This is a genomic window from Hymenobacter sp. M1-2 (assembly GCF_057808495.1).
In genome coordinates this window covers 230,082-254,190 of record NZ_JBTYZO010000003.1, presented here as the reverse complement: position 1 = coordinate 254,190, position 24,109 = coordinate 230,082, and the positions used below count along the sequence as shown (strand labels likewise).

Sequence of the window (24,109 nt, the reverse complement as noted above, 5' to 3'; positions counted from 1 at the left end):
AGCAATGATGCCTCTGGCTGAGCATCAGCTAGAGGAATAGGAGAGAAGCAGGATGTTACGCCTCGTATTCGCGCAAGAAACACGTAAAGGTGGTGCCCACGCCGGGCTGGCTGTCGGCCTCGATACGGCCGCCGTTGCGCTGCACAATGTTTTGCACCAGATGCAAGCCAATGCCTTTGCCATCGGCTTGCGTAGTAAGGCGCGAAAAGGGCCGGAACAACTTGTGCCCCTGGCTACGCAAATCCATCCCAATGCCGTTGTCTTGCACGGCCAGCACGGCAAAATCGTCTTCGCGCCAGCTGCGCACCTGCACGCGGAGCGGACGGCCCGGCACGCGGTATTTCAGCGCGTTGCTCAGCAGATTGCGCAAGATGCTTTGGAGGTAGCTCCGGATATAAACCAACTCCGGCAAGGCGCTAAAATCGGTTTCCACTACCGCGTTGGCCGCCGCCAGGTCGGTGCTGAGTTCGGCTTGTACATCGGCGTAGGCCTGGTCCAGCGGCAATTGGTGCGTCATCACCTTGAACGTGCTTTGTACTTCCAGCACTTCCACCAGGTCGGCGATGGTGCTTTCCAGCTGCCGCAACGACTGGTGCATATGGTCCATCAGCAGCTGGCTTTCCTCGTCGTGCGGACGCTCAAGCAGCAGGTTGATGAGCAAACTCAGGTTACTAACGGGCGCCCGGAAGTCGTGCGCCACCGTGTACACGAAGTTTTCGAGGTGGCCGTTGGCGCGCGTGAGTTGCTCGCGCTGCTGAATCATTTCGGCTTGCGTGCGGGCCAACTCAGCTTCCGTCCGTCGGTGGGCCGTTACGTCGCGCACCACTGAAAGAACAGCCGTTACCTGTCCTTCCGTCACTTCCGGCCATACTTCCATAACCATGTGGACGGGTTCCGCGCCAGCCTGATTTCCGGCGGTGGGCAAAGCAAACGAAGCCCTTTTGCCGCTCTGGCGCACTTGCCGTAGCGTGGCCAGCCAAGCGTCGGCCGCGGGCCAGTGAGCTGGGTGCAGTTCCGCGGCGGCCCGGCCCACTATTGCCGCCGCTGGCTGGCCCAGCAAGCGCGCAAATTCGCGGTTCACGTAGGTTAGGCGCAAATCAGCATCGAAGCACGCCAGGGCCTCAGGCAGGGCGTCGAGCGCCGACGGGTAACAGTGATTCATGGTAACAGTGTACGCGGCTTTCAGCGCAAAAGTGCCCGCCGCTGAGGAAGGCCCGGACGCGCTACTAGCGGCTCTCGGACAGCTTGAAATTGTTGGGTAAATCGTTTATAACGAGCCAGTAATGAACCACTTCCGCCACGTTCAAGGAGTACTTAACGAAGTTCATCGACTTGATAACGTAGCTGTTGGCACCCAGTTGGTACGCCTGCTGCATCTGGGCCGCCGACGTAGACACGGTCATGACGACCACTGGAATGGCTTTGGTGCGCGGATCGGTTTTGAGGGCTTCCAGCACTTGCTCACCTTTTACCTTGGGCAGGTCCATATCGAGCAACACGAGCAGGGGCAATTCGTACGTCTGGTTTTCGTAGCTGCCCTGGCGCATCAGGTAGTCCAGGGCTTCTTCGCCATCGCGCAGGTGATAGTATTCCAAAGTAGGCATCTTCGCCCGCAGTGCCCGAAACGTCAGCTCGGCGTCGTGGGAGCTGTCTTCAATCAACAATATTTCGGGCTTCAGTGGAAACATGAAATGTGAGGAAGGTATTGGTAAAGGTAAGCCGCCGCAAGCACTTATCCGTATTAGTGCTTACTCTTAATGAGTAAATTTGTTGGCTTGCAGAAATTAGAATTCTGCTATTGTTGGCATAGTATCGCCTCTAATTTCTCCGTGCCTTTTTACTTGCGTTCATGAAGCAAATTCCACTGCGCCAAAAGGTGTACCTCAGTTTTCTGGCCGCGGCGCTGCTGCTGGCCAGCACGGGCTACTTTTACCAGCGCAGTTCCACGCTCTACGTGCGCACAGTACTGCAAGTCGAACGCACGCAACGGGTGCTGGCCCAGCTCGAAAAGGTGCTTTCGCTGGCCAAAGACGCTGAGACGGGCGAGCGAGGCTACATTATCACGAGGCAAGAACGGTTCCTGGAGCCTTACCAACTAGCGTTGGCCAATTTGCAGCGCGAACTTTCTATCTTGGAGGAATTGGCTGCCTACGAAGCTTTTCACGCCCCGCGGCTGCGGCAAGTGCACACGCAGGTTCAGGCTCAGGAGGCTTTTCTTAGCCACGACATCAATTTGGTGCGGGCGGGCCAATTTGCGGCTGCCGCCAAGCGGGTAGCCGGCGGGGAAGGCAAGCGTATTTTGGACACGATCCGGCGTTTGGTGGCCGAAATGCAGGCCCACGAGCGGAGTAGACTAACCAGCCAACTCCGGGAAGTGGAAACCCAGGCCCAGCGCAACAACGTGGTTAACCTGGTTGCTATCGGCGTGCTGGTGGCCTTGTTCGGGGCCGCGGCCTACACTATCACCCGCGACTTGGGCCGGCAAGAAAAGCAAGACTGCGAGCTGACGGAGAAGAATACGGCGCTGGCCGCACTCAGCAATAATCTGCAACACCTGCTCGACCGCCTCTACGAAGCGCAGCAGATTGCCCAAGTCGGCAGCTTCGACCTCGATCATAGCGGCAGTCATTTCACGGCCACCCCCGAACTGTACCGCATCTATGGCTGGGACCCCGCCCTGGCTGGGCAGGCCACCGATGCATCGCTGTTCAGCCAAACCTTGCACCCCGACGACCGCGACCGGGTGCAAAAAGAGGAGAAGATTGCGCTGGAAAAATCAGAACCCTACAGCACGCAGTACCGCATCGTGCTGCCCGATGGCAGCATCAAGTACTTGCAGGCGCGGGGCAAACCTGTAGTGGAAGCCAGCGAAACTCGCCTCCAGGGCACGGTAATGGATATTACGGAACGCCAACGGGCCGAGCAGCAACTTCAGCAGCTAAACCAAAATCTGCAAGTCGCCAACGACGAGTTATCGGCGGCGGTGGAGGAATTATCGGCCGCCAGCCGGCAGATTCAGCAGTACAGTACGGTGCTGGAGCAGCAGAATCAGGACTTGGAAGCGTTTTCCTACTCCGTCTCGCACGACCTCAAGACGCCGCTCCGCTCGGTGCTGTCGTTCGGGGGTATTTTGGAAGACGAGTATTCCGAGGCGTTGGATGAAGAAGGCCGCCGCCTGCTCGACATCGTGCTGACCAGCGCCCGCTCCATGCACGAGCTCATCGAGGCGCTGCTACAGTTTGCGCGCCTGGGCCGCACGGCCGTACACCCCGAAGCCGTGAATATGGACCGGCTGGTGCGCGAGCTGTTCGCCCAGCTGCTGACCGAAAACAAGCAGCCCGTGCGCCTCGACATGGCTCCGCTCGGCATCGCCTACGCCGACCGCCAACTGATCCGGCAGGTATGGTTCAATTTACTGAGCAATGCCGTCAAGTTTTCGGCGCGTCAAACCAGTCCGCACGTTCGTATTACTTGCCAGCCGGGCGAAGGCGAAACCATTTACAGCATCACCGACAACGGCGTGGGCTTCGACGCGCGCTACGCCAACGACCTGTTCGGCGTGTTCAAGCGGCTGCACTCGGCCAACGATTTTCCGGGCACCGGCGTTGGGTTGGCGATTTGCCAGCGTATTTTAGCCAACCACGGTGGCCATATTTGGGCCGAAGGCGTTGAAGGACACGGCGCCACATTTTATTTTGCTCTCCCCACCGCACCTTCTCTCGTCTAACCCACCCTATGGACCACCTCGATATCCTGCACGTGGAAGACGACCCGCACTGCGTAGAACTGGTGCAACGGGCCCTGCGCAAGCTGCCGGAAGCTCCGGCCTACGTAGCCTTCCCCGACAACGACCAAGCTCTAAACTTCCTGGCAACGCAACCGCGGCTGCCCCGCCTGCTGCTGCTGGACTTGCGTTTGGCCCGCGGCACCGGCCTGCAATTGCTAGAGACCTTGCGCGCCAGTGAGCGGACGCGCGAGGTGCCCGTGGTAGTCTTCACGTCCTCGCAGGAACGCCGCGACGTGTCGGAGGCCTACCAGCTAGGAGCCAGCAGCTACGTCATCAAGCCCCTGGAATACAAAGAGTTTCTGGGCGCCATTGCCCAGCTCGTTACCTACTGGTTCGGGGTGAATTATCAGAACACCTGAGCAGCCTCCGAACACCACGCGCCGCATTAGTCTTATGTGGTCATGTGTCGCACTCCGTGCCTGCTTGTTGTGCCGCTCAGCGAATCAGCGGCGCTACCCGAGTACCTAGAAGCTCAAGGCATTGTAGCAGCCTAGCGTGGGGCAAAGTTGCTACGTCTAGCTGGAAAGTGACGCGCGAAATGCCGCCTAGCGCTTCGCTGTGGCGCAGGATTTTCGCGGCCACTTCCTCCGGATTGCCTACCAGCAGGGCCCCAAGCGGACCAGCCTGCGCATTGAACTGGGCCCGCGTAATTGGCGACCCGCCCCGTTCTTTGGCCCGTTGGGTGAAGGTGCGGGCATAGCCCGGATAAAAATTCTCCACCGCCTCTTCCGTCGTTTCGGCCACGTAGCCGAGCGAGTGCAAGCCTACTTGTAACTGCTCCGGCGCGTGCCCGGCCCGGTGGCCCGCTTCGCGGTACAAATCCACCAACGGCCGAAAACGGTGAGTGTCGCCGCCAATAACGGCTACCATCAGCGGTAGGCCCAGCGCCCCGGCCCGCGCGAAAGATTGCGGAGTGCCACCCACGCCCAGCCAAATAGGCAGCGGCTGTTGCACCGGCCGGGGGTAGATGCCTTGCCCCGTCAGCGCCGGCCGAAACTTACCCGACCAACGCACCCGCTCATTGTCGCGGATGGTGAGTAGCAGGCCGAGTTTTTCGGTGAACAGTGCGTCGTAGTCATCGAGGTCGAAGCCAAATAAGGGGAACGCCTCAATAGAAGAACCGCGCCCAACCACCATTTCGGCCCGCCCTTGCGAAATCAAATCCAGGGTAGCGAATTGTTGGAACACCCGCACCGGGTCGGCCGCGCTGAGCACGGTTACGGCACTGGTGAGGCGAATACGCTTGGTGCGGGCCGCAGCCGCCGCCAGGATAACGGCGGGAGCAGAGTCGAGAAATTCCGCGCGGTGATGCTCGCCAATCCCAAACACGTCCAGCCCAATTTTGTCGGCTCGTTCGATTCGTTCGAGTAGCTGGCTCATGGCTTCTACGCCACTCAGGGTAGTGCCGGTGCCGTTGTCGAGCAAGGCCGCGGCGAAACTATCAATTCCAATTTGCATGGGGCTTTTTGTAAGTGGTACGGGTTGCGGCCAGAAGGGAAACCAGAGCTGCTAGGCATCAACTATTTCCAGCGGAAGCGTAGCCGAAAATCAACTGCTACGACGCTGTAAGATCCTGTCTTCAGCCACGGCAAGTTGCATCAAAAACAACACACGGCCCGATTCTCAAAGCAAGCAGCACAACCCTGAAAGCCTGTCAGCAGGAGGAAAGCAGCTCCGTTTATTTATCGTAATAGCGCCTTCTCCATTTCACCGTATCGGCATAAGAATCAGGAGAGGTCCTTAAGATTTTAGCTCCCAGGAGCAAACTCACCTCTGTATCGACGTCGTACTTTTTATCAAGCAATCCAATAATATAATCAATTGGCGATGTGAAAGATATTTTGCCTTCTCTCAATACGAGCTTTAGCCTATTGACGGCATAGAAATAAATAGAACTCGTTATGGTTACCTGGTCCAGATAATCTTGATTTGCTTTCGACAACTCGTATGCTTTGCCACCGATGGATACGGGCGCAAAGTCGAAGTGCAGGTACTTATTGAAGTAGTTGTAGGCTTCGTTGAATTGCTTGTTGTCTAGTCCTGCGTAGAGGCAATTTATATGTTGGTTCTCGACGCGGATGGCATTGTCTTCGACTGTAATCTGGAATAAGCTATCCGTATCCACTTCGGGTTTATCGGCTTGAAACCACAAAAAACTTTCCTTGAAACCATCCATACACGTAGTGAAGAAGACTAGGGCAAGATTCTGCCTTAAGTAAAAGGAGCGGCAAGATGGTAAGTTCTCGCAAGCCGACTTGGGATGTTGCGTGAAGCCGTTCAGCAAACGGGGAATGTATGCGACGGTTGAATTAGCCTAGGCTGCATTATTCTCTCGGTTAGATTATAGGATAGAAGTGGCCTCAACCAAACAAAAAACCGCCGCGGCGCTAGGCCACGGCGGTTTAGATGCGTTAGTGAGCAGGGGAGACTACTTCAACGGCGCAGCGGCAAAAGACGTCTTCACGTTGTCGCACCAGAGCACTACGCTCTTGTAGTCGCCTGCCTTAGTGCCGGCGGGCAAATCGAAGGTGAAGTCGCCGGTGAAGGTCTTCAAGTCACCTACAACCACGTGCTTGGCCGCGGCGATATCGGTGTCTTTGGCGCCTTTGGCCGGAGCTGCATCAGCGTAGAGCCATACTTGCAGACCAGGGCCTACTTCGGTCTTGAGATTGGTCAGTTTCAGAACTGACTTGCTGCCTTCCTTGGCGATGCTGGCCGTACCGGTAGTAGGGGCGTTTAGCGCGTGGAATTCACCGGTTTTTGCTTTCTGAGCAAAGGTAGGAGTGGTGGTAGTGGCGGCGAAGAAGGTCAGCGCGGCGGCGAAGAGACGGAAAGTGTTGTTCATGACAGTTGGAGTTTGGAAAAGGAAGTGTGAAAAGTTGGAAAGTTGAAGTGAAAATCAAGGTTTGATGGGCAGCTGGAAGCGGGCCGTGACGTCGGTATTGGCGTCGGCGCCGGGAATCTCGATGGCGTAGTCTTTGAAGGCCACATTCAAATGGGTGGTCACGTCCAAGCGGCGGCCGTCGGCGGCGTAATTGAGTTCGATGGGGGCTTGCAGAGCGTGAGCCGTGCCGTTGAGCGTAAGAGTGCCTTGGGCGGTGCCTTTCTGCTGCTGGCCGGGAGTGATGCTCGTCAGGCCGGTTAGGCTGGTCAGGGCAAACGTGGCGGTGGGGTGAGCCGCTACGCCTAGGTAATCTCGGGCGTGTTCATCGCGCAGTGCAAGACCGGTGTTAAGCGTGCCTAGATTGGCAGTGATGGTGCCCGTGGTGTGGGCCAGATCGGCGGGCGACAACTGCACCTGCGCCATCAGCCCCGAAACCACCCCCGGCACCGGAATACCCGTGACGCGGAAGTTGAACTCGGCCACGCCGCCGGTTTCGGTTACCGCAACCGGTGCGGGAGCCGTGGTAAATACTTGCCGGGCGTAAAAACCGGCGCCGACCAGCACCAGAATCACAACGGCAGCTAGCGTGAGCAACACCCGGCGGGAAATAAACGGGGCGGCAGGAGAAGTTGTGAGGGTAGTCATGGCGGACGACGGTAAAGGGTGTGAGGGGGTAGCGGGAAGCTTGAATGAAGCTTCGCCTAATGGCTGGTAGAAGAAGGGGAGGCAGAAGGCGGGACCTAATCGGTCCGGGGTACTGGCGGAGGGCGAGCGGCTTGCCGAAGCGGGCAAAAGCAACTTACTGCCTGGGTTCGATGGGGTAGACGCAAGGGCTGCCCTGACCTTACAGCAGTTCGTAATTATTTTTCTTGAAAAAGTTGTGTAGGTCTATCTGATCAGCCAGAAAGGCCTATATCAGCCGGGAAACGGCATTTTTACGAATAAAAAAAGCTGCCCGCCTCATATCTCAGAGTGGGCAGCTGCTATAGTCGTGATTGGTAAGATGTTTCTGGCCGGCGGATGTGCTGTTATCAGCCTTCCTCTCTTTGGGATGGCCTTACCGGCTGGCCAAGGGCACCGAGGAACTGTGGTATTGCTGTACACCGGCCTGCAGGAATTCAACGAAGCGGGCGGCGTTGGGCTCGTAAGCCACAGGCGCAATGAGCGGCTGATAGCTCTGGTCTTCGGGGTCGAGCAGCACGTAGTAGGGCTGCGCATTGACGCCGTAGCGGGTGAGTTGGAGGTCGGCGTTCTGCTTGCCGAGGCTGGTTTTGGATTTGCCGTCGCGCTTGGAGGTGTACCATTCGGCGGCGGGCAGCTCGGTCTTGTCGTCTACGTACAGCGCCACCACCACGTAGTCGTTGCGCAGCTTTTGCAGCACCTGAGGGTCGCTCCACACGTTGGCTTCCATCTTGCGGCAGTTCACGCAGCCGTGGCCCGTGAAGTCGATGAAGATGGGTTTGTGTTGCTGCCGGGCCACACGCCGGGCCTGCTCCAGGTCGAAGTAGCCATGCAGACCCAAGGGTAGCTCCAGAAAATTGGCGAAGCGGGCTGGCTCCGTGGCGGCGTTGGCGAGCTGGCTGGCCGCCGGGCTAACCGAAGCTGGCACCGGCGCAGCGGCCAAGTTGAAGTCGCGGCTGGTTTGGGGCGGCAGGTAGCCGGCCAGCAGCGGCAGCGGCGCCCCAAACAGGCCCGGCACCAGGTACACCACGAAACCAAAGGTGAGCGTTGCCAGCAGGAGGCGGCCCACGCTCAAGTGCGTTAGGTCCGAATCGTAGGAAAGCTTGATTTTGCCTAGCAAGTACAACCCTAACATTACCGCCAGGGCAATCCAGATGGTGAGGTACACGTCACGGTCGAGCAGGCCCCAGTGATAGGTTAGGTCTACGGTGCTCAGAAATTTGAAGGCCAGCATCAGCTCCACGAAGCCCAGCGTGACTTTCACCGTGTTGAGCCAGCCGCCGGAGCGGGGCAGGTTTTTCAGCCAGGCAGGGAAGATGGCAAACAGCGTGAACGGCAGCGCAAAGGCCAGCGAGAAGCTCACCATACCCACCACCGGCAGCAGCGTTTCGCCCCGTACTGAGAGGCTCAGAATGGTGGCCACGATGGGTCCGGTGCAGGAAAACGACACCAGCACCAGCGTAAACGCGGCGAAGAAGATGCCACCCCAGCCACCCTTGTCGGCCTGCCGGTCGGCCCGGTTTACCAGGCCCGAAGGCAGCGTGATTTCAAACAAGCCCAGAAACGACAGCCCAAACAGCACAAACACCACGAAAAACAGCAGGTTGGGCACCCAGTGCGTGGCCAGGAAATTGGGACCGTCTTCGCCCAGCACCCGCGCCACCACCACGCCGATAACGGTGTAAATCAAGACAATGGACAGGCCGTAGGTCAGCGCCTTGAGGATGCCGCGCCGCCGGCTGTCCTGCCCGCTCGTGAACAGCGACACCGTGAGCGGCACCATCGGAAACACGCAGGGCGTAAGCAGCGCCGCCAAACCCGACAAAAACGCTAGCAGGCCAAACTGCCACAGCCCCGTGCCAGCTGGCACCGCGAGGGCCGCCGCTACGTTGGCTTGCGGTGCTTGCTCGGCCACCGCAACCGTGGCGCTGCCCGAAGCAGGAGTGGGCGTTGAAGCGGCGCGCGGAGGCTTGGGGGTGGAGGCGGGAGCTACGGGAGTCGCGGCGGCTTTTTCCAGCACGTTGAGCGGACCGAAGGAGAGTGAAGAGTTGCCGGGCACGCAGCGGCCATCGGTGTCGGAGCAGCTTTGGTAGTCGGCTTCGGCCGTGATGGTGAGCGGACCCGGCTTCAGTACCCGAATGCGCTGCTGAATCTGGCCGGTCTTCTCAAAGAAGGCTACTTCGCCGTTGAATACCTCATCGTGCGCGTGCCGGGACTTCACCGATTTGGGCGGGCCCACCAGCGCGTAAGCCGGGTTTTTAGCGAAAGTCAGCGTGAACACGGCCGGGCCCAGGTCGGGGTCGAAGTCGGTGGCGTAGAGGTGCCAGCCGGGCTGAATCTGAGCCTGCACCACCAGGTCCAACTCGGTGCCGACCGGCGCGGTGGGCTGACTGAGCGAGGCGGTGAGCTTGGTGGGTGTGAGTACCTGCGCGTGCAGAGAGGTGGTTACCAAAGCCCAGGCACTGAGCAAAAGGAGTAAGAGGCGGGCGGAGCGGCGGAGCATAAGCGTAAGGGTCTGGGTTCGGGCAGGTAGACGCCGCCTGGCCCGCATCCTTACAGCCGCCGGCCGGAATAGGTCCCTCTTCTTACTTCAGCGAGCCCCCACGGCCATTATCAGCGGGGAGGGAGGCCAATAGGTGTACACTAATCCTACAATTGCGAGGCAACAGCAGAGCCCGCCCAGGAAAAGCAGAACGGACCGCTGCTGCCCGATACGCCGGGCGGCAGCGGTCATAGTCACGGGGGCGTAGCTTGAGCGGTGAAGCCCAACCGAATTAGCTCCGGGCCGAAATGCGGTCGAGGATGCGGTTGATGGTTTGCGCTTCTTCGGCCGAAATCACTTGCAGAATAGCGTCAATCTCGCCCATTTTCGCATCGATCTGCGCCAGTACTTGCAGGCCTTTGGGGGAAATAATGACGTCGACCAGCCGCTTATCGGTGGTGCACATCGATTTCAGCACCAGTTGTTTGGCCGCCAGCCGGTCGACCAGGCGCGAGACGTCGCTGGCGCGGTCCAGAATTCTTTCCCGAATATCCTGGGTGCTGATGGGCCGGCCCTGTTGTCCGCGCAGAATGCGCAGAATGTTGAACTGAGGCTGCGTGATGCCAAACGGTTCGAGCACGTCGTTGACGCGGATGCGCAGCCAACCGGAAATGCGCAGCAGATTTGCCCTCAGATGGTGCCAGTCGTTTTGGTAATTGCCTCCCACGCTCGCCAAGATAAGAAACGAGCGGGCATAATTAACCCAAGAACCGCCCGCAGCTTGCGCTGCGGGTCAGGGCCGGCTGCAAACCAGCCCGAGGAAAAAAAGAATGCTGAAGATTAAGCATCAAAACCGCTTAATCAAAAACACACCCGCCACCAGCAACGCTACTCCTAATAAGCGCCAGCCGTTGAAACTGTGCACCGGAAAGTTCAGCCAGCCGAAATGGTCCACCACCAGGGCCGCTACCATCTGCCCAGTCACGAACAGGCCGATGAGCGTGCCGAGGCCGATTTTCTGGGGTAGCACGATGAATCCCAGGATGTTGGCCACGGCAATGAAGCCGCCCAGCCAACCCCACCACGGCACCCGCGCCAGCTCGGCCGGTGCGGGCAACGCCGCGCGCTGAGCCGCCAGCACGGCGGCCATGCTCAGGGCTGCCACCCCAAACACCAGCAGCGTGGCCACGTACGGGCTGCCTATCGTGCGGCCCAGCAATCCATTTGCCCCCGACTGTAACGGCAGTAGGGCCCCAAGGGCCAGGGCTAGCAGCAAATAGATGACGTTGTTCATGGCTGAACAGCAGGCTAATAAGCCCGAATGTATTGAAACGGTATCTCCACCGCCACCTCTAGTTCCTGGGCCGCGTGCAGCGTGAAGTATGGGTCGCGCAGGTGCTGAGTAGCCAGCAGCACTAAGTCGGCTTGGCCACTTTCGAGGGCGTTGTTGGCCTGGGCGGCGGTGCTAACGCGGCCCACGCCGCCAGTTGGCACGCCCGTGGCGGCCCGGACTGCGGCCGAGAGCTGCACGAACTCGCCCATCTGGTGGGGCTGCGGCCAGACGAAACCGCCGCCCACGCAGGTCACCAGGTCCACGCCAAGGGGCTGCAAGGCGCGCACCAACTGTACCGAGTCGGCCAGCGTCCAGGCGGGAAGACCGGGTTCGGCGTAGTCCTGGGCGGCCAGGCGCAGCAGCAGCGGCTTGGCGGCGGGCCAGTGGCGGCGAATTTCAGCCACCACCTCGCTTGCAAACCGGGTGCGGTTTTCCCACGAGCCCCCGTATTCGTCCAGGCGGTGATTGGTGAGGGGCGAGAGAAACTGGTGGATCAGGTAGCCGTAGCCAGCATGTATTTCCACCACGTCGAAGCCGGCTTGGTCGGCTCGGTGCGCAGCTTGCCCGAAAGCGGCCACTATCTCTTGGATTTCGGCGGGTGTCAGTTCTCGGGCGTCGCCCATGCCGGCGTAGGGCGCGCCGGCCGAAGCTCCCACCAACTCCCAGCCGCCTTCGTGCGCGGCCAGTTGGTTGCGGCCCAGGTGGAAAGCCTGCCGGCTGCCCTTGGCCCCGCCGTGGGCCAGCTGCACCCCGGCCGCGGCACCCTGGGCGTGCACAAAGTCGGTAATGCGGCGCAGCGGCCCAATCTGGGCGTCGTCCCAAAGTCCCAAATCATCGGGCGTCAGGCGGCCCTGGGCCGTTACGGCGGTGGCTTCGGTGAGTACCAACCCCGCCCCACCCACGGCCCGGGAGCCCAGGTGCACCAAGTGCCAGTCGGTGGCCCGGCCGCCCGGCCCGGCGCTGTACTGCTGCATGGGCGACACGGCCACGCGGTTTTTGAGCGTGAGTTGGCGCAGGGTGAGCGGGGTGAACAGCGCCGGGGGCGAAGCAGACGGAGCCGCAGGTTCCGGTGCCGGCGTAACAGAAGCGGTAGGTTTCATGAGCAGGCAGTTCAGGGAAATTATTTCTTCGCAGGCTTTTTGCCCGCAGCAGGCGCTGTCTCTTTGGCCTTCAGATCGGCGGCTACTTTCAAATCGGTAGCCGAAATGCCTTCCAGGGCCAAGCCGTAGCCTACTTGCTCAAGCACATCGCGCTTGAGGGGCTGGGTGAACATCGTGCGCATGTAGCGGCGGGTCAGCTCCGGAATTTTCAGCAGTTGCCGGGCTAGCTCATAGCTGCGGGCCATTAGGGCTTCGTTGGTGGGCAGCACTTCCGCGAGTACGCCCAGGTCCTTGGCCTCTTTGGCGGTTAACTTTTGCTGGGTGTAGAGAAAGTATTTGCCGCGCTGCGGGCCCAGCACGCGAGGCCACATCACCTGCATACCGTCGCCGGGCACGATGCCGCCCGCTAGGTGGGGCAAATCCTGAAAGTAAGCGCCTTCGGAGGCCAGAATGATGTCCGCTGTCAGGGCGTATTCCGAGTGCAGCAAGGCCGGGCCGTTGATGGCCGCAATGACCGGCACGTTGATGTCGAGCAGATTTTGCAGCATTTTCTGGCCCTCCCAAATCACGGCGTCCCACTCGCGCGGGTTGGTGATGTCGCCCAGGCTGGCGAAGTCAATTTTGGCCATCCACTCGTTGCCAGTGCCGGTCAGGATTACCACTTTGTTGTCGCGGTCCTGGCTGACGTTGTAAAACGCTTCCACGAACTCGCGGTGGTCGCGGCCGGTGAAGGTGATGGGGCCGTTGTTGGTGTGCAGCCGAATTTCGAGGATGCCATCGTCGGTGCGCGTCATCTTCAGGTGCTCGTACTTGGCGAAGTAAGCCGGCGTGGCTTTCTGGGCTTGGGCGAGGGGCGCCAGCAGCAGCAGGGCAAGGGTGAGCAGGTAGAGGGTAAAGTTTTTCATGGCTGAAGCAGAGAAGGCGAGGGGCCGCAAGGGCCTGTCGTGGTTGGAAAAGGAGATGGTTCTGGAAGCGGACGCCAGATGAGGCATGACGTTCTTATATGATTCGTATAATTCGGAGCAGCTTCTTGATTAGCTCTGAAAACGCAGCCTGACATTGCGCAAAGGCCCGGTGCCGGCGTGTGCTAGGCCATCATGCCGCCGTCGAGCACCAGGGAGTGGCCCGTGACAAAGCCGGCGCCCACTGAGCAGAGGTAGATAACCGCACTGGCGATTTCAGCGGGTTGGCCTACCCGCCCGATGGGGTGGCCGGCGGCGGAATCTTCCGGGCTAAGTCCGGCCTCCAGGCGCACCCGCTCCGACATCTCCGTAAAGGTGACGGCCGGCAACACCGCGTTGACCCGAATGCCCGACCGAGCTACTTCCAGGGCCGCCGCGCGCGTCAGTCCTAGCACGGCGTGCTTGCTGGCCACGTACGCCGCTCCCGTTGGGAAAGCTCGCAGGCCGTACACGGAGGCATTGTTGACGATGCTGCCGCCACCGTGGATGAGCATGTAGGCAATTTGGTGCTTCATGCCGAGCAGCACGCTTTGCACGTTGGTGGTCATCACGTGCAAGAAGTTCTCCTCCGTTTGCTCGGTCACCGGTACTAGCTCGCCCAGCGTGCCGGCGTTGTTGAAGGCGAAGTCCAACCGGCCGTATTCGGCGTCGATGCGGGCGATAAGGGCGGCCAGGTCAGCTTCACGGGTGACGTCGGTGGCCACGAACAGGCCGTCGGAGCCGGCGGCGCGTACCAGACGTAGGGTTTCTTCACTTTCGGCGGCGCGGCGGCTGGCAATAACCACCTGCGCGCCGTGCTCGGCAAACGCCACGGCTGTGGCCCGCCCAATGCCCGCGCTGCCGCCCGTTACGAGGGCGACTTGGTCTTGAAACTGTTTCATCAGAAGATCAGAGAAGTGAGGGCTAGATCAGAAAACTCGGGCCGCCGTGCCGCCATCAACCACCAAGCACTGGCCGGTGATGTAGGCCGCGCCGGGCAGACACAGAAAGCACACGGCAGCGGCAATTTCGGCCGGCTCGCCCACCCGGCCCAGGGGCGTACGGGCTTCTACTTTGGCCAAAAATTCGGGCTGGCTCAGCAGCGGGGCCGTAAGCGGCGTGCGGATAAACCACGGGGCCACGGTGTTGACGCGGATGCCAGCGGCGGCCCATTCCACGGCCAAATGGCGGCTGAGCTGTTCTTCGGCGGCTTTGGTGAGGCCGTAGGGCGCGCCGGTACCCACATCGGCCCGGCCGGCCACTGAGCCCACGTTAACGATGGAGGCCCGGGCGGAGCGCCGCAGCAGCGGGTAAGCAGCCCGGCACATTTCCATGGTGCTGTACAAATTGGCTTGAAATAGGCCCTCGTACTCGGCCGGCGAATACTCCGTGAACGACTTGCGCACGTTGGTGCCCACGTTGTTGACCAGGATGTCCAGCTCGCCCCAAAGCTCCGCCGCGCGGGCAAACACGGCGGCGCGGCCGGTTTCGGAAGTTACATCAGCGGCCAGTCCGAAGGCCGGACGGTTTTGGGTTTGCCAATCGGCCACGGTCTGCTCTACATCAGCGGCGTTGCGGGCCACGATGAGCACCTCGGCGCCCAGGTCCAGCAGTTCCTCGGCTACGGCCCGGCCAATGCCTTTGGTGCCGCCCGTGACGAGGGCACGCTGGCCAGTCAGCGTCCATTTCGCGTTCATCATAACTGCCTGATAAGATATTACTTGAGCGAAGGCTCGATTTTGAGCTCGGTCACGTTCACGCGGGCGGGCTGCTCCAGGGCGTAGACAATGGCGGCCGCGATGTCCTCGGGTTCCAGCACGTCCTGGGTCAGAAACTCCGCGTACTTCTGGCGCAACGATTCGTCGGCCACGTGCTGCACAAACTCGGTTTTGACCGTGCCCGGCTCCAGCACCGTCACCCGGATGTTGTAGGGCGCGGTCAGTTCCTGCTTCAGGCCTTCCGAAAGGGCGCGCAGCCCAAACTTGGTGAGGCTGTACACGGCCCCGCCCGGAAACACTTTGCGCGCCGCCAGCGACGCCACGTTCACGATATGGCCCTGGTGGCGCGCCATCATGCCCGGCAACACGGCGTCGAGCATATTCAGGGCCCCTTTCAGATTCACGTCGAGCATGGTCATCCACTCCTGGTAGCGCAGCTGCTCCACCATGCTTAGGTGGGCCACACCGGCATTATTGACGAGCACATCAATCTGGCCGAACTCGCGCAGGGCTAGCTGCCCGCAGGTTTCCACGCTGGCGCGGTCCGTGACATCGGTGGCGGCCACGCGCACCTGGGCGCCGGCCGCCGTCAGTTCTCCGGCCAACTGCTCCAGCCGATCGAGGCGGCGGGCAGCGAGGACGAGGCGGGCACCGCGGGCGGCCAGCAGGCGGGCCGTGGCCTCGCCAATGCCGCTGCTGGCGCCCGTAATCAGCACTACTTTTTCAGTTAAGTCCATGATCCTGGCTCCGCTAAGCAACCTGGCCAGCCTAAGCGGGCACGGCAGCGGTTTCGGGCAGCGGTTGGGCCAGGGGCCAGTCGATGGGCGTACCATCGAGGTGCTCGACGTAGTTGTTGAAAGTGTTCAGGGCCACGAAGCCGATCAGCTCTACTAGCGCCGCTTTGCTGTAGCCCTGAGCGAAGAAGTTGTCGATGTTGGTCTGGGCCGGAAAGCCGCGGCTTTCCACTACGTCGCGAGCGAGTACCGAAATAGCGTTCAGCTTGGGATTGGTGCTGGTTTGCTGGCGCAGGGCCAGGGTTTCCTCTTCCGTCAGGCCGTACATTTTGCCCATTTGGGTGTGGGCCGACACGCAGTAGAAGCAATTGTTGGCTTCCGAGGCGGCCAGGAAAATGGCTTCGGCTTCTTTGCCGTTCAGCTCGCCCTTGCGCAGGGTGTCAGCCCAGGCCACGGAGCCATTGAGCGCCAGCGCCGAGTGAGCGAAGGTGGCGTAGAGGTTGGGCATGAAACCGGCTTTTTTCAGCAGGCCATCGTAGGTTGGCTTGGCGGCTTCGGGGGCGTTTTCGCGGGTAAGTACTCCGAGGTTAGTCATGGCTTTGGTTTGTTTTGATGTTGTGAACATTGAAATAACGAGACAAAAAAAAGGTCAGCCGCAGGCTCTTGGGGTTACCCACGGCTGCCTGTTTGTTTACGCTAGCTCGGCTTCCAGCTTTTGAGCGGCGGGAAAGTCGATGGGCACTTGGGTGATGTTGTGCACGTAGTTGGCCAGAGTCTTGTCGGCCACCAAGGCTATCAGGTCGACGAGCGCACCTTCGTTGTAACCCAGGGCGAAAAAGTCTTCGAGCAGCTGGGGCTCGGGGCGGCCGTGGGTGCGCGTGATGCTAGCAGCCAAGCGGGTGAGCACGCTCAGCTTGGGGTCGGAGTGCGTGAGGGCACGCAGTTGCACGGTTTCTTCTTCCTGGAAGCCATTCATCTTGCCCAGCGCGGTATGAGCAGCCTGGCAGTATTCGCAGCCGTTTACTTCCGACACGGCCAGAAACACGGCCTCGCGCTCTTTGCCGTTGAATGTGCCTTTGGCCTGGGCTTGCTGAAAGGCCATGTAGCTGCTGAGCGCGTTGGCCGAGTAGCCAATGGTGGCAAACAGGTTCGGCACGAAGCCGAGGCCCTTTTGCAGGTTGTCGAAAATGGCTTGAGCGCCGGGGGCGACTTGGTCGCGGGTTGGGACTTGGAAGGTTTTCATGGAGTGTTGGAAAAAGTTGGAAGAAAATTTATTTTGATGTTGATAACATCGATTTAAACAAGACAAACCGACGTCTACTAGTTGTGCAACAAAAGAGGTTGGGGAAACCAGCGGGCCGGCTTCGGAAGGACAGACGCGGCTAAGGCCGGAACCTTACGGCCAAAGCAAAAAAATATTTTAAAGTGGCAAACAGGTGGTAACTGGAGTTGCTGAGAACCTACCTGAAACGTCGAACAGGGGCAGCCAAGAACGGCCTTTCAAGCTTGTCGAACCGAAGGAAGGCGTAACCCGGTAGCCGTAAGCATTGTGGGCGGATTTGTTTCCAGGCCACTTGCAAGACCCAAACAATACCCCTGTGCCCAGTCAGAGCAAGCCTTAGTGCGTCCGCAGCCGCGCCAGCGCGGCTTGCGTGGCGCGCATGTTATCCTGTTCCCGCTCTTCCTCGGCCACCGGGGTCAGGCTAGACTCATCAAAGAAAGACAGCAGGTTTTGCTTGATGGGCACACTCAGGCTCTGAAAATCATCCTTGGCCAACATGCGCAGCCATTCGCCATAGGTCTCATCGGCCAGGGCATACTCGCCCAGGCGGGTGGGGCTGCCGGTGTCGAAATCGGTGTTGGGCAGCGAGGCGCCGTCGAGCATGGTGCCGCCGCGCACCTGGCTGTGCAGCAGCACCCCGTAGCGGCTCACGGTTTGGGCGAAACTGCGTTGGTAGACTTCCTGTGCCTCGGGTGTGGGTGTGACGAAACGCAAGGCTTGCAGCGGCCCTACCTTGGGCAGCACCCGCAGCACCCCCGAGAGCAGCCGCGCCCGCACGCCGGGGCGCTCATAGTCGGTGCCGTACTGCTCGTGGTAGCTGCGCATACTGGCCTGGTACACCATTTCGCGGCGCTGCACCCCCGGCACTTCGCGGCGGATCTGGTGGCGGTTGGCCCGCCAGGCGGCCCGGCTTACGCCCGGAATCAGGCGGCGCACGGCGTAGCGGTAGGAAGCCACGCTCAGGTCTACGTTGAAAATGACCTTGCTCAGCTCCAGCCCGTAGGTTTGGGCGAAGGCCCGCGCCAGCACGTCTTTCTGCACCTTGAAGCCGATAAACTTATGGTAAGCCGTGGTGCGGTAGTGGCCGCTGGCTAACTGTACCACATCAAAGGCAAACTCGGCGCGGGAATGAGCCACGGGCGCTTCGACGTACGTAACCACCGGCCCGAATTTCTCTTTTAACTCAGGAAATAAGATGGGTACAACCCGGTTGGTACCCGTGCCGTGGCCTTCTATGTCGGCGGCGTAGTGGGAGAGGGCGCCGAGGGCAAAGGCGTATTCGTCGCGGGTGGCGGCGGTGCTGAGCAGGTTGCGTACAAAGTCGCCGCTGCGCACGTAGTGCGTGAGGTTGGTAAATAGGACGGACCCAAAAGGGTAGTAGCCCATGTCCTGAATAATGGAGCCGCCGTAGGCATAGGCCTTGGCTTCGTCGAGCTGCGTGGGGGTGGCGCCGGGAAACCTCTCTTGGAGGGCGGGCAGCAGAAAGCGCGCCCAGCAGGAATCCACGTTGGCTTGGTGGGTGAGGACGGAGTAAGCGGCGGCGGAGTGACTACTTAGCAGCCCGGCCAGGCTCCACCAGCACACGGACAACAAGAACAGAGTACGGGTGAAGGGCATAGCGGGGCTTGGCTGAAGTGAATAACAAAACCAGTCCGCCGGGGCGGAACCAAACCGCGCCGGTCCTGTCCGCCGTCCGGCACGGGCCGGAGCAGCAGACTGGACTTGGAGCGGCAATGTGCGGCCGGCTGCCGAGTTGGATCATTTCAGCTTCCAACTCGGCTACCGGCCGGAACTACTTGATTGCGCGTGGCAACCTGGACGGTTTTCCTGTATACTGTGCGCAGGATTAGGAGAACTGAAAAGGTCAGCAGAAGCCACTGCCAGGCGGTGGTACAGGGGTTAGAACGATTTCGTGGTTTCGGCCTCGGTCAGCAGAGCCGTGGCTACTTGCACCTGCGCGTGCAGGGTGCGGTGCACGGGGCATTTGTCGGCTATTTCGAGCAGGCGCATTTGCTGCTCGTCGGTGAGCGGGCCCCGCAGCTCCAGACGGCGCTCGATGCGCTCCTGGCCCGCCGCGATTTTGGTGTGAGAAAGATGCACGCGTACTTCCTCCAGCGGCCAGTTTTTGCGTTCGGCGTAGAGGCGCAGGGTCATGGCGGTGCAGGTGCCCAGCGAGGCGAGCAGCAGGTCGTAGGGGCCAGGGCCGAGGTCGGTACCGCCATTGGCGATGGGCTCATCGGCTAAAAAAGTGTGGTGGCCGGCCTGCACCTCCGTCAGCAAAGAGCCGGCCCGCAGGCGGGCCACCACCGTTTCTTGGGTGCGCAGGGGCTCGGGCAGCTCGGTGGTGAGGTAGCGCGCGGCCCAGCTGCCGATGAGCTGGCCCACGTACTCGGCGTCGGCTTTGCGGCTAAGCAGGTGGTCGGCACCGTCGAGGGTGATAAAGCTTTTGGGGTGCTGGGCCTGCTCGTAAAGCCGGGCGGCTTGGCTGATGTGGACCACCGTGTCCTGGGGGCTGTGCATCACCAGCAGGGCCCGGCCTGCGCCGGGCATCACGGCTTGCTCGCCGGCCGACTCAGCGTCGGTCAAAAACTGTTTTTTAAGTTGAAAAGGCCGTCCGCCGATCTGCACCGTGGCGCTGCCCTGGGCGTTGATTTCGGCTAGCTTGTGGGCAAAATGGTGGGTGATGTGCTGCGGCGTGGCCGGTGAGCCGAGCGTCACGACGGCCTGCACCGCCGCTAATTGCTGGCTGGCCAGCACCACCGCCGTGCCGCCCCAGGAGTGCCCGATGAGCAACTGCGGCGCGGCGTAGTGTTCGGCCAGAAACTGGCTGGCCGCCGCCAGGTCGAGGACGGTGGAGGAAAAGTTGGAGTCGGCGAAATCCCCTTCGCTGCGGCCCAGGCCGGTAAAATCAAAGCGTAATACCGCGATGCCAAGCTGCTGCAACACCCGGCTTACGTGCACCGGCGCATTGTACTCCTTGGTGCAGGTGAAGCAGTGGGCGAAAATGGCGTAGGCCTTGGGGTGGCCGTGGGCCGGCAGGTCCAGGCGAGCGTCCAGGAGTTCGCCGCGGCCGTTGAGAAATTGAATGGGAAGCGACTTCATGAGTTCGGAATAAAGCAAAGGGCAGCGGGGAGGAGGCTGGTGGGGTAGACGCGGCCGGTTTCCGTTCCTTACAGCTTTCGCCTACCTTTTCGCCGCCGGGCAAGGGTTGTCCGGTACTTCCGGCACTGTTTCCTCGTCTTTATGCGCTTTACCGTCGCGGCCGTGCAGGCTGCCCCCGTTTACCTAGATCTGCCCGCCTCGCTGGCCAAGGCCGAAACGCTCATCGCCGAAGCTGCTGCCCGTGGGGCCCGCTTGGTGGTGTTTCCCGAAACCTGGTTGCCCGGTTATCCCGCCTGGCTCGACGTGTGTCGCGACGTAAACCTGTGGGATTCGGCACCAGTGAAGCAGGTGTACCGCCGCCTGGTCGAAAACAGCGTGGTGGTACCCGGTCCCGTCACCGAGGCCCTCGGGGCCGCCGCCCGCGCCCACGGCGTAGTACTGAATATGAGCGTGCACGAGCGGGTGGCGGACGGCCCCGGCCGCGGCACGCTTTATAACACCATGCTCACCTTCGACGCCGACGGACGCCTGACCCACGCCCACCGCAAGCTCATGCCCACCTACACCGAGCGTCTGATCTGGGGCCAGGGCGATGGGCAAAGCCTGCGCGCCGTGCCCACGGCCGCCGGCCGGGTGGGCGGGCTCATCTGCTGGGAGCACTGGATGCCGCCGGCTCGCCAGCGCCTGCACGAGTCGGGCGAGGATGTGCACGTAGCGGCTTGGCCGCAGGTCAAGGAAATGAACCTGGTGGCCAGCCGGCACTACGCCTTCGAGGGGCGCTGCTTCGTGGTGGCTTGCGGGGCCATCATGCACGTGCGCGACTTGCCCTCGGAGCTGGAACCCATGCCCGAACTGGCCGGCAACCCGGACGCCATGCTCCTGCGGGGCGGCAGCGTCATCATCGTCCCCGATGGCACCGTACTGGCGGGCCCCGTCTTCGACGAAGAAATTATTCTGACCGCTGAAATAGACTTAGCCCGCATCACCGAGGAGCAAATGACGTTGGACGTGACCGGGCACTACGCTAGGCCGGATGTGTTCGGGTAAGTAACCTAATTTGCGGACTATAAAGTCTAGAAAGCTAGGAGTTAGTGCCTCTCCTTTCCAAGGAGGGGCACTAACTCTAAAAACCACTCCGCAACTTGAATGAAGTACTGCATAGAAGCATAGATTCCGGAGAGCCAGCCCTTTCGTCCAGCCCTAAGGTCTTTTTGTCCAGGTGATGCGTGGTTGTTTTTGCCGTGCTTTGCGCCCGAACGTATTTACAGAAACGTGCTGCCTCTCACCCTAGTCAATGAGCGCACCGGCGAGCTGGCGCTGAAAGTCAGCCACACTGAGCGCGGCGACAAGCCTTTCGACCACCTGAGCCGTTTCAACTACTACTCGCTGGTGTGGGTGCGGGCCGGCCAGGGCATTCTGCGCGCCGATTTTTCGGACTATGCCTTCGAACCCGATCAGCTGCTGTGTTTTAGCCCGTACCAGCCGTTTATGCTGGCTGGCAACACGCCGGATCTGGCGCTGACTACCGTACAGTTTCACCCCGACTTTTTTTGCATCATCAAGCACCAGGCCGAAGTTGCCTGCAACGGGGTGCTTTTCAACAACATCTACCAGCCGCCCCTCGTGACGCTAGAGACGGCCGCCGCCGCTGCCCTGGGTAGCAGTGTGGCGGCGCTGGAGCACGAGTTGCAGCAACCCGGTGTGGCGCAACACGAACTGCTGGTGGCCCAGCTCAAAATTCTGCTCATTCATGCTTCGCGCCAGAAGATGGAGCAGCACCCGGCCGCTGCTGCCGTGCCTGGCCGCCCGGCTTACGTGGTGCAGCAGCTGCGGGAGCACATAGAAGCGCATTACCGCACCCTGCACAGCCCCGCCGAATACGCCGATTTGGTGCACCTCACGCCTAAGGCGCTGGGCCGGCTCACCAAGAAACATTTCCACAAAACACCTTCCGACCTGATTCAGGAGCGCATCGTCATTGAGGCGAAGCGGGAGCTCTACCTCACCGACAAGGCCGTAAAGCAGATTGCCTGGGAGCTGGGCTTCGAAGATGAGTATTACTTCAGCCGGCTGTTCAAGCAGAAGGCCGATGTGTCGCCGGCGCTGTACCGGCAAACGGTGGGCTTTGCACGGGGCCTGGCGTAGCGGGGCAATTCGTCCATGCAGTGGCGGGCATTATCCATAGTAGACGGGGCGGGGCTGCCGGACCTTTGTATTGTTCGGTAACAAGGCCGGCGTTACGTTTTTCTCACCTTCACCCCGTACCCCCATGGAACAATTCACAGTGCCCACCCGCGACGAAGTTTCGGCCAGCAGCCAAACCCAATTCGACAACCTCAAGCAAGCTTTAGGCTTCGTCCCCAACCTGTACGCCACCATCGCCTACTCCGAAAACGGACTCGCGAAGTATCTGGCCTTCCAGGGCGCTAAAACCTCGCTCAGCAACAAAGAGAAAGAAGCGGTTAACCTGGTAGTGAGCGAAGTAAACGGCTGCGAATACTGCCTGAGCGCCCACACAGTACTGGGCAAAATGAACGGCTTCTCGGAAGAAGAAACTCGCACGCTACGCGGCGGCCACGCCACCGATGCTAAGCTGGCGGCTCTGGTAGCTCTGGCCCAGGAAGTAACGGCGCAGAAAGGACGAGTAACCCCCGCCACCCTAGACGCTTTCTTCGCCGCCGGCTACGACAAGGGCAACCTAGTGGATGTTATTTTGCAGGTGAGCGACAAGGTGGCCATGAACTACCTGCACAACCTGACCCAAGTGCCCATCGACTTTCCGGTAGCGGCCGCGCTGGATACCGTTTCCGCCTAACCAAGCCTTTCTAGCCCATGACTACCCCGCCCTTGCTGCTGCCGCCTTTTACGGAAGAAACGGCCCCGCTGAAAGTGCAAGCCGCCGAAGACGCCTGGAACAGCCGCAACCCCGACCGGGTAGTCTTGGCTTACACGCCCGACTCGGAATGGCGCAACCGCACCGAGTTCCTCCACGGCCGCGAGCAAATTCACGCCTTCCTGACCCGCAAATGGGCCAAGGAGCTGGATTATCGGCTCAAAAAAGAACTGTGGGGCTTCCGCCAAAACCGCATGGCCGTGCGCTTCGAGTACGAGTACCATGATGCGGATGGGCAGTGGTTCCGCGCCTACGGCAACGAGCTGTGGGAATTTGCCCCGGACGGCTTGATGCAGCGCCGTTACGCCAGCATCAACGATCTGGCCATCCGCGAAGACGAGCGGCAACTATAGTAATCCCTTGGCCTAGCCCTCCAACAACAAACCGCCCCCGAGCAGTCCGGGGGCGGTTTGTTGTTTGCTGCCAGCCATAATGACTTGCTTTCGGCGGTGTTTCTCACCATACATGCATGTCGGGTTACGCCGGCAGCTTAGGCAGTTGCTCCAGCCCTTGCTGTAGGCCCGTCATACCGCGCTGAAATCCGAAAAACTGCCGGTATTCGGGTTTGGACGGGTATACCAGCTGAATCATGGGGCCGTGGCTGGCTTCGAGCAGCATGGTCTGGATGAGGTAGCCGAAGGATTGAATCAGAAAACCGGCTTTGAGTTTGGGCACGAGCACGGCGTTGTTGTCGCTGTGGTGAATGCTGGTCAGAAATTGAAAGCCTGCATCGGTGGCCCGTTGGATGATGAAGCGCAGGAAGGCCGAGTAGATGCCCCGGTTCTGGTAGCCGGGCAGCACGCCCGTGTTGGCCATGAAATATTCCAGTTCGCTCCGCTGCAAGCCGTAGTGCCACCCGATGGGCTCGTCATCGGCCAGCAGCAGAAAGTGCAGGTTCAGCATCTGCGCCAGGTTTTGCTGCAAGCTCTCCTGTTTAACTTTTTCCGCGTCGCTGAGGAGCCCGGCCAGCGAGGGTGAATCCTCGTGCGGAAAGACGGTTTGGTGGTGCTCGGCGAAAACAGCATGCCACTGCTCGAAATCTACTTCGGCCACGTAATACTTGTCGAGTAAATGAATTTTGTTCATGGTAAGCGTTGGGTGAAAGACTACTTGTAGTGCCTCAATGAATTACTCTGGCTGGCAGTTACACCAGCGCGTTTAGGTTTGCCCAG

General features: G+C 60.5%; 25 protein-coding genes. 6 read left to right on the top strand and 19 right to left on the bottom strand.

Translation table 11 applies throughout. The features are described 5' to 3' along the window. Nucleotides 1-55: 55 nt before the first annotated feature. Complete coding sequence (locus tag ACYSMN_RS05130) at nucleotides 56-1,162, bottom strand: sensor histidine kinase (RefSeq protein ID WP_488922771.1); 1,107 nt, start codon at nucleotides 1,160-1,162, stop codon at nucleotides 56-58. Nucleotides 1,163-1,226: 64 nt separating this feature from the next. After that, a complete protein-coding gene (locus ACYSMN_RS05125) occupies nucleotides 1,227-1,688 on the bottom strand; it encodes a response regulator (protein WP_488922770.1) in 462 nt (153 codons plus the stop codon). A 161-nt stretch (nucleotides 1,689-1,849) separates the two neighbouring features. Between ACYSMN_RS05125 and ACYSMN_RS05120 the strand changes: the two genes are divergently transcribed. Together ACYSMN_RS05120 and ACYSMN_RS05115 are read left to right on the top strand one after the other, a co-directional pair. Further along, nucleotides 1,850-3,727 (top strand): sensor histidine kinase, encoded by a 1,878-nt coding sequence (locus ACYSMN_RS05120; protein WP_488922769.1) that lies wholly within the window; start codon nucleotides 1,850-1,852, stop codon nucleotides 3,725-3,727. An 8-nt stretch (nucleotides 3,728-3,735) separates the two neighbouring features. Next, nucleotides 3,736-4,146: a response regulator gene (locus tag ACYSMN_RS05115; RefSeq protein WP_488922768.1), complete on the top strand. Its 411-nt coding sequence runs from the start codon at nucleotides 3,736-3,738 to the stop codon at nucleotides 4,144-4,146. 76 nt (nucleotides 4,147-4,222) lie between these two features. Here the strand turns inward: ACYSMN_RS05115 and ACYSMN_RS05110 are convergent, their stop codons facing one another. The 16 genes from ACYSMN_RS05110 to ACYSMN_RS05035 form a co-directional block, all read right to left on the bottom strand. Next, nucleotides 4,223-5,245 (bottom strand): LLM class flavin-dependent oxidoreductase, encoded by a 1,023-nt coding sequence (locus ACYSMN_RS05110; protein ID WP_488922767.1) that lies wholly within the window; start codon nucleotides 5,243-5,245, stop codon nucleotides 4,223-4,225. A gap of 220 nt (nucleotides 5,246-5,465) precedes the next feature. Then, on the bottom strand, nucleotides 5,466-5,963 hold the full coding sequence (locus tag ACYSMN_RS05105; RefSeq protein WP_488922766.1) for a hypothetical protein: 498 nt from the start codon (nucleotides 5,961-5,963) through the stop codon (nucleotides 5,466-5,468). A 252-nt stretch (nucleotides 5,964-6,215) separates the two neighbouring features. Beyond that, the gene (locus ACYSMN_RS05100; protein WP_488922765.1) at nucleotides 6,216-6,632 is read right to left on the bottom strand and encodes a DM13 domain-containing protein; all 417 of its coding nucleotides are present in this window, start codon (nucleotides 6,630-6,632) and stop codon (nucleotides 6,216-6,218) included. A 54-nt stretch (nucleotides 6,633-6,686) separates the two neighbouring features. Continuing rightward, on the bottom strand, nucleotides 6,687-7,316 hold the full coding sequence (locus ACYSMN_RS05095; RefSeq protein WP_488922764.1) for a YceI family protein: 630 nt from the start codon (nucleotides 7,314-7,316) through the stop codon (nucleotides 6,687-6,689). 412 nt (nucleotides 7,317-7,728) lie between these two features. After that, nucleotides 7,729-9,855: a protein-disulfide reductase DsbD family protein gene (locus ACYSMN_RS05090; protein ID WP_488922763.1), complete on the bottom strand. Its 2,127-nt coding sequence runs from the start codon at nucleotides 9,853-9,855 to the stop codon at nucleotides 7,729-7,731. 271 nt (nucleotides 9,856-10,126) lie between these two features. Next, a complete protein-coding gene (locus ACYSMN_RS05085) occupies nucleotides 10,127-10,561 on the bottom strand; it encodes a MarR family winged helix-turn-helix transcriptional regulator (protein WP_488922762.1) in 435 nt (144 codons plus the stop codon). Between the two features lie 120 nt (nucleotides 10,562-10,681). Then, complete coding sequence (locus ACYSMN_RS05080) at nucleotides 10,682-11,128, bottom strand: DMT family transporter (RefSeq protein ID WP_488922761.1); 447 nt, start codon at nucleotides 11,126-11,128, stop codon at nucleotides 10,682-10,684. A gap of 14 nt (nucleotides 11,129-11,142) precedes the next feature. Continuing rightward, entirely contained in the window at nucleotides 11,143-12,267 is a 1,125-nt protein-coding gene (locus tag ACYSMN_RS05075) for an NADH:flavin oxidoreductase/NADH oxidase (RefSeq protein ID WP_488922760.1), read from the bottom strand. A 20-nt stretch (nucleotides 12,268-12,287) separates the two neighbouring features. After that, nucleotides 12,288-13,172: an enoyl-CoA hydratase/isomerase family protein gene (locus ACYSMN_RS05070; protein WP_488922759.1), complete on the bottom strand. Its 885-nt coding sequence runs from the start codon at nucleotides 13,170-13,172 to the stop codon at nucleotides 12,288-12,290. A gap of 182 nt (nucleotides 13,173-13,354) precedes the next feature. Then, a complete protein-coding gene (locus ACYSMN_RS05065) occupies nucleotides 13,355-14,110 on the bottom strand; it encodes a glucose 1-dehydrogenase (RefSeq protein WP_488922758.1) in 756 nt (251 codons plus the stop codon). A gap of 27 nt (nucleotides 14,111-14,137) precedes the next feature. Continuing rightward, entirely contained in the window at nucleotides 14,138-14,908 is a 771-nt protein-coding gene (locus ACYSMN_RS05060) for an SDR family oxidoreductase (RefSeq protein ID WP_488922757.1), read from the bottom strand. Nucleotides 14,909-14,925: 17 nt separating this feature from the next. Beyond that, nucleotides 14,926-15,663: an SDR family oxidoreductase gene (locus tag ACYSMN_RS05055; protein WP_488922756.1), complete on the bottom strand. Its 738-nt coding sequence runs from the start codon at nucleotides 15,661-15,663 to the stop codon at nucleotides 14,926-14,928. A gap of 31 nt (nucleotides 15,664-15,694) precedes the next feature. Then, the gene (locus tag ACYSMN_RS05050) at nucleotides 15,695-16,255 is read right to left on the bottom strand and encodes a carboxymuconolactone decarboxylase family protein (protein WP_488922755.1); all 561 of its coding nucleotides are present in this window, start codon (nucleotides 16,253-16,255) and stop codon (nucleotides 15,695-15,697) included. A gap of 96 nt (nucleotides 16,256-16,351) precedes the next feature. Further along, nucleotides 16,352-16,903: a carboxymuconolactone decarboxylase family protein gene (locus ACYSMN_RS05045; RefSeq protein WP_488922754.1), complete on the bottom strand. Its 552-nt coding sequence runs from the start codon at nucleotides 16,901-16,903 to the stop codon at nucleotides 16,352-16,354. Nucleotides 16,904-17,278: 375 nt separating this feature from the next. Next, complete coding sequence (locus tag ACYSMN_RS05040) at nucleotides 17,279-18,559, bottom strand: zinc dependent phospholipase C family protein (RefSeq protein WP_488922753.1); 1,281 nt, start codon at nucleotides 18,557-18,559, stop codon at nucleotides 17,279-17,281. A 282-nt stretch (nucleotides 18,560-18,841) separates the two neighbouring features. Further along, a complete protein-coding gene (locus ACYSMN_RS05035; protein WP_488922752.1) occupies nucleotides 18,842-20,044 on the bottom strand; it encodes a bifunctional alpha/beta hydrolase/OsmC family protein in 1,203 nt (400 codons plus the stop codon). A 141-nt stretch (nucleotides 20,045-20,185) separates the two neighbouring features. On the opposite strand from ACYSMN_RS05035, the gene ACYSMN_RS05030 reads away from it, so the two are divergent. From ACYSMN_RS05030 to ACYSMN_RS05015, 4 genes are all read left to right on the top strand, one after another. Then, the gene (locus tag ACYSMN_RS05030) at nucleotides 20,186-21,091 is read left to right on the top strand and encodes a carbon-nitrogen hydrolase family protein (protein WP_488922751.1); all 906 of its coding nucleotides are present in this window, start codon (nucleotides 20,186-20,188) and stop codon (nucleotides 21,089-21,091) included. Nucleotides 21,092-21,316: 225 nt separating this feature from the next. Then, a complete protein-coding gene (locus ACYSMN_RS05025) occupies nucleotides 21,317-22,189 on the top strand; it encodes a helix-turn-helix domain-containing protein (protein ID WP_488922750.1) in 873 nt (290 codons plus the stop codon). Between the two features lie 124 nt (nucleotides 22,190-22,313). Next, nucleotides 22,314-22,859, top strand: coding sequence for a carboxymuconolactone decarboxylase family protein (locus tag ACYSMN_RS05020; RefSeq protein ID WP_488922749.1), 546 nt, complete (start codon nucleotides 22,314-22,316; stop codon nucleotides 22,857-22,859). 17 nt (nucleotides 22,860-22,876) lie between these two features. Then, complete coding sequence (locus ACYSMN_RS05015) at nucleotides 22,877-23,290, top strand: nuclear transport factor 2 family protein (protein WP_488922748.1); 414 nt, start codon at nucleotides 22,877-22,879, stop codon at nucleotides 23,288-23,290. A gap of 124 nt (nucleotides 23,291-23,414) precedes the next feature. On the opposite strand, the gene ACYSMN_RS05010 is transcribed toward ACYSMN_RS05015, so the two are convergent. Further along, nucleotides 23,415-24,023, bottom strand: a complete 609-nt coding sequence (locus tag ACYSMN_RS05010; RefSeq protein WP_488922747.1) for a GNAT family N-acetyltransferase — start codon at nucleotides 24,021-24,023, stop codon at nucleotides 23,415-23,417. Nucleotides 24,024-24,109 lie beyond the last annotated feature (86 nt).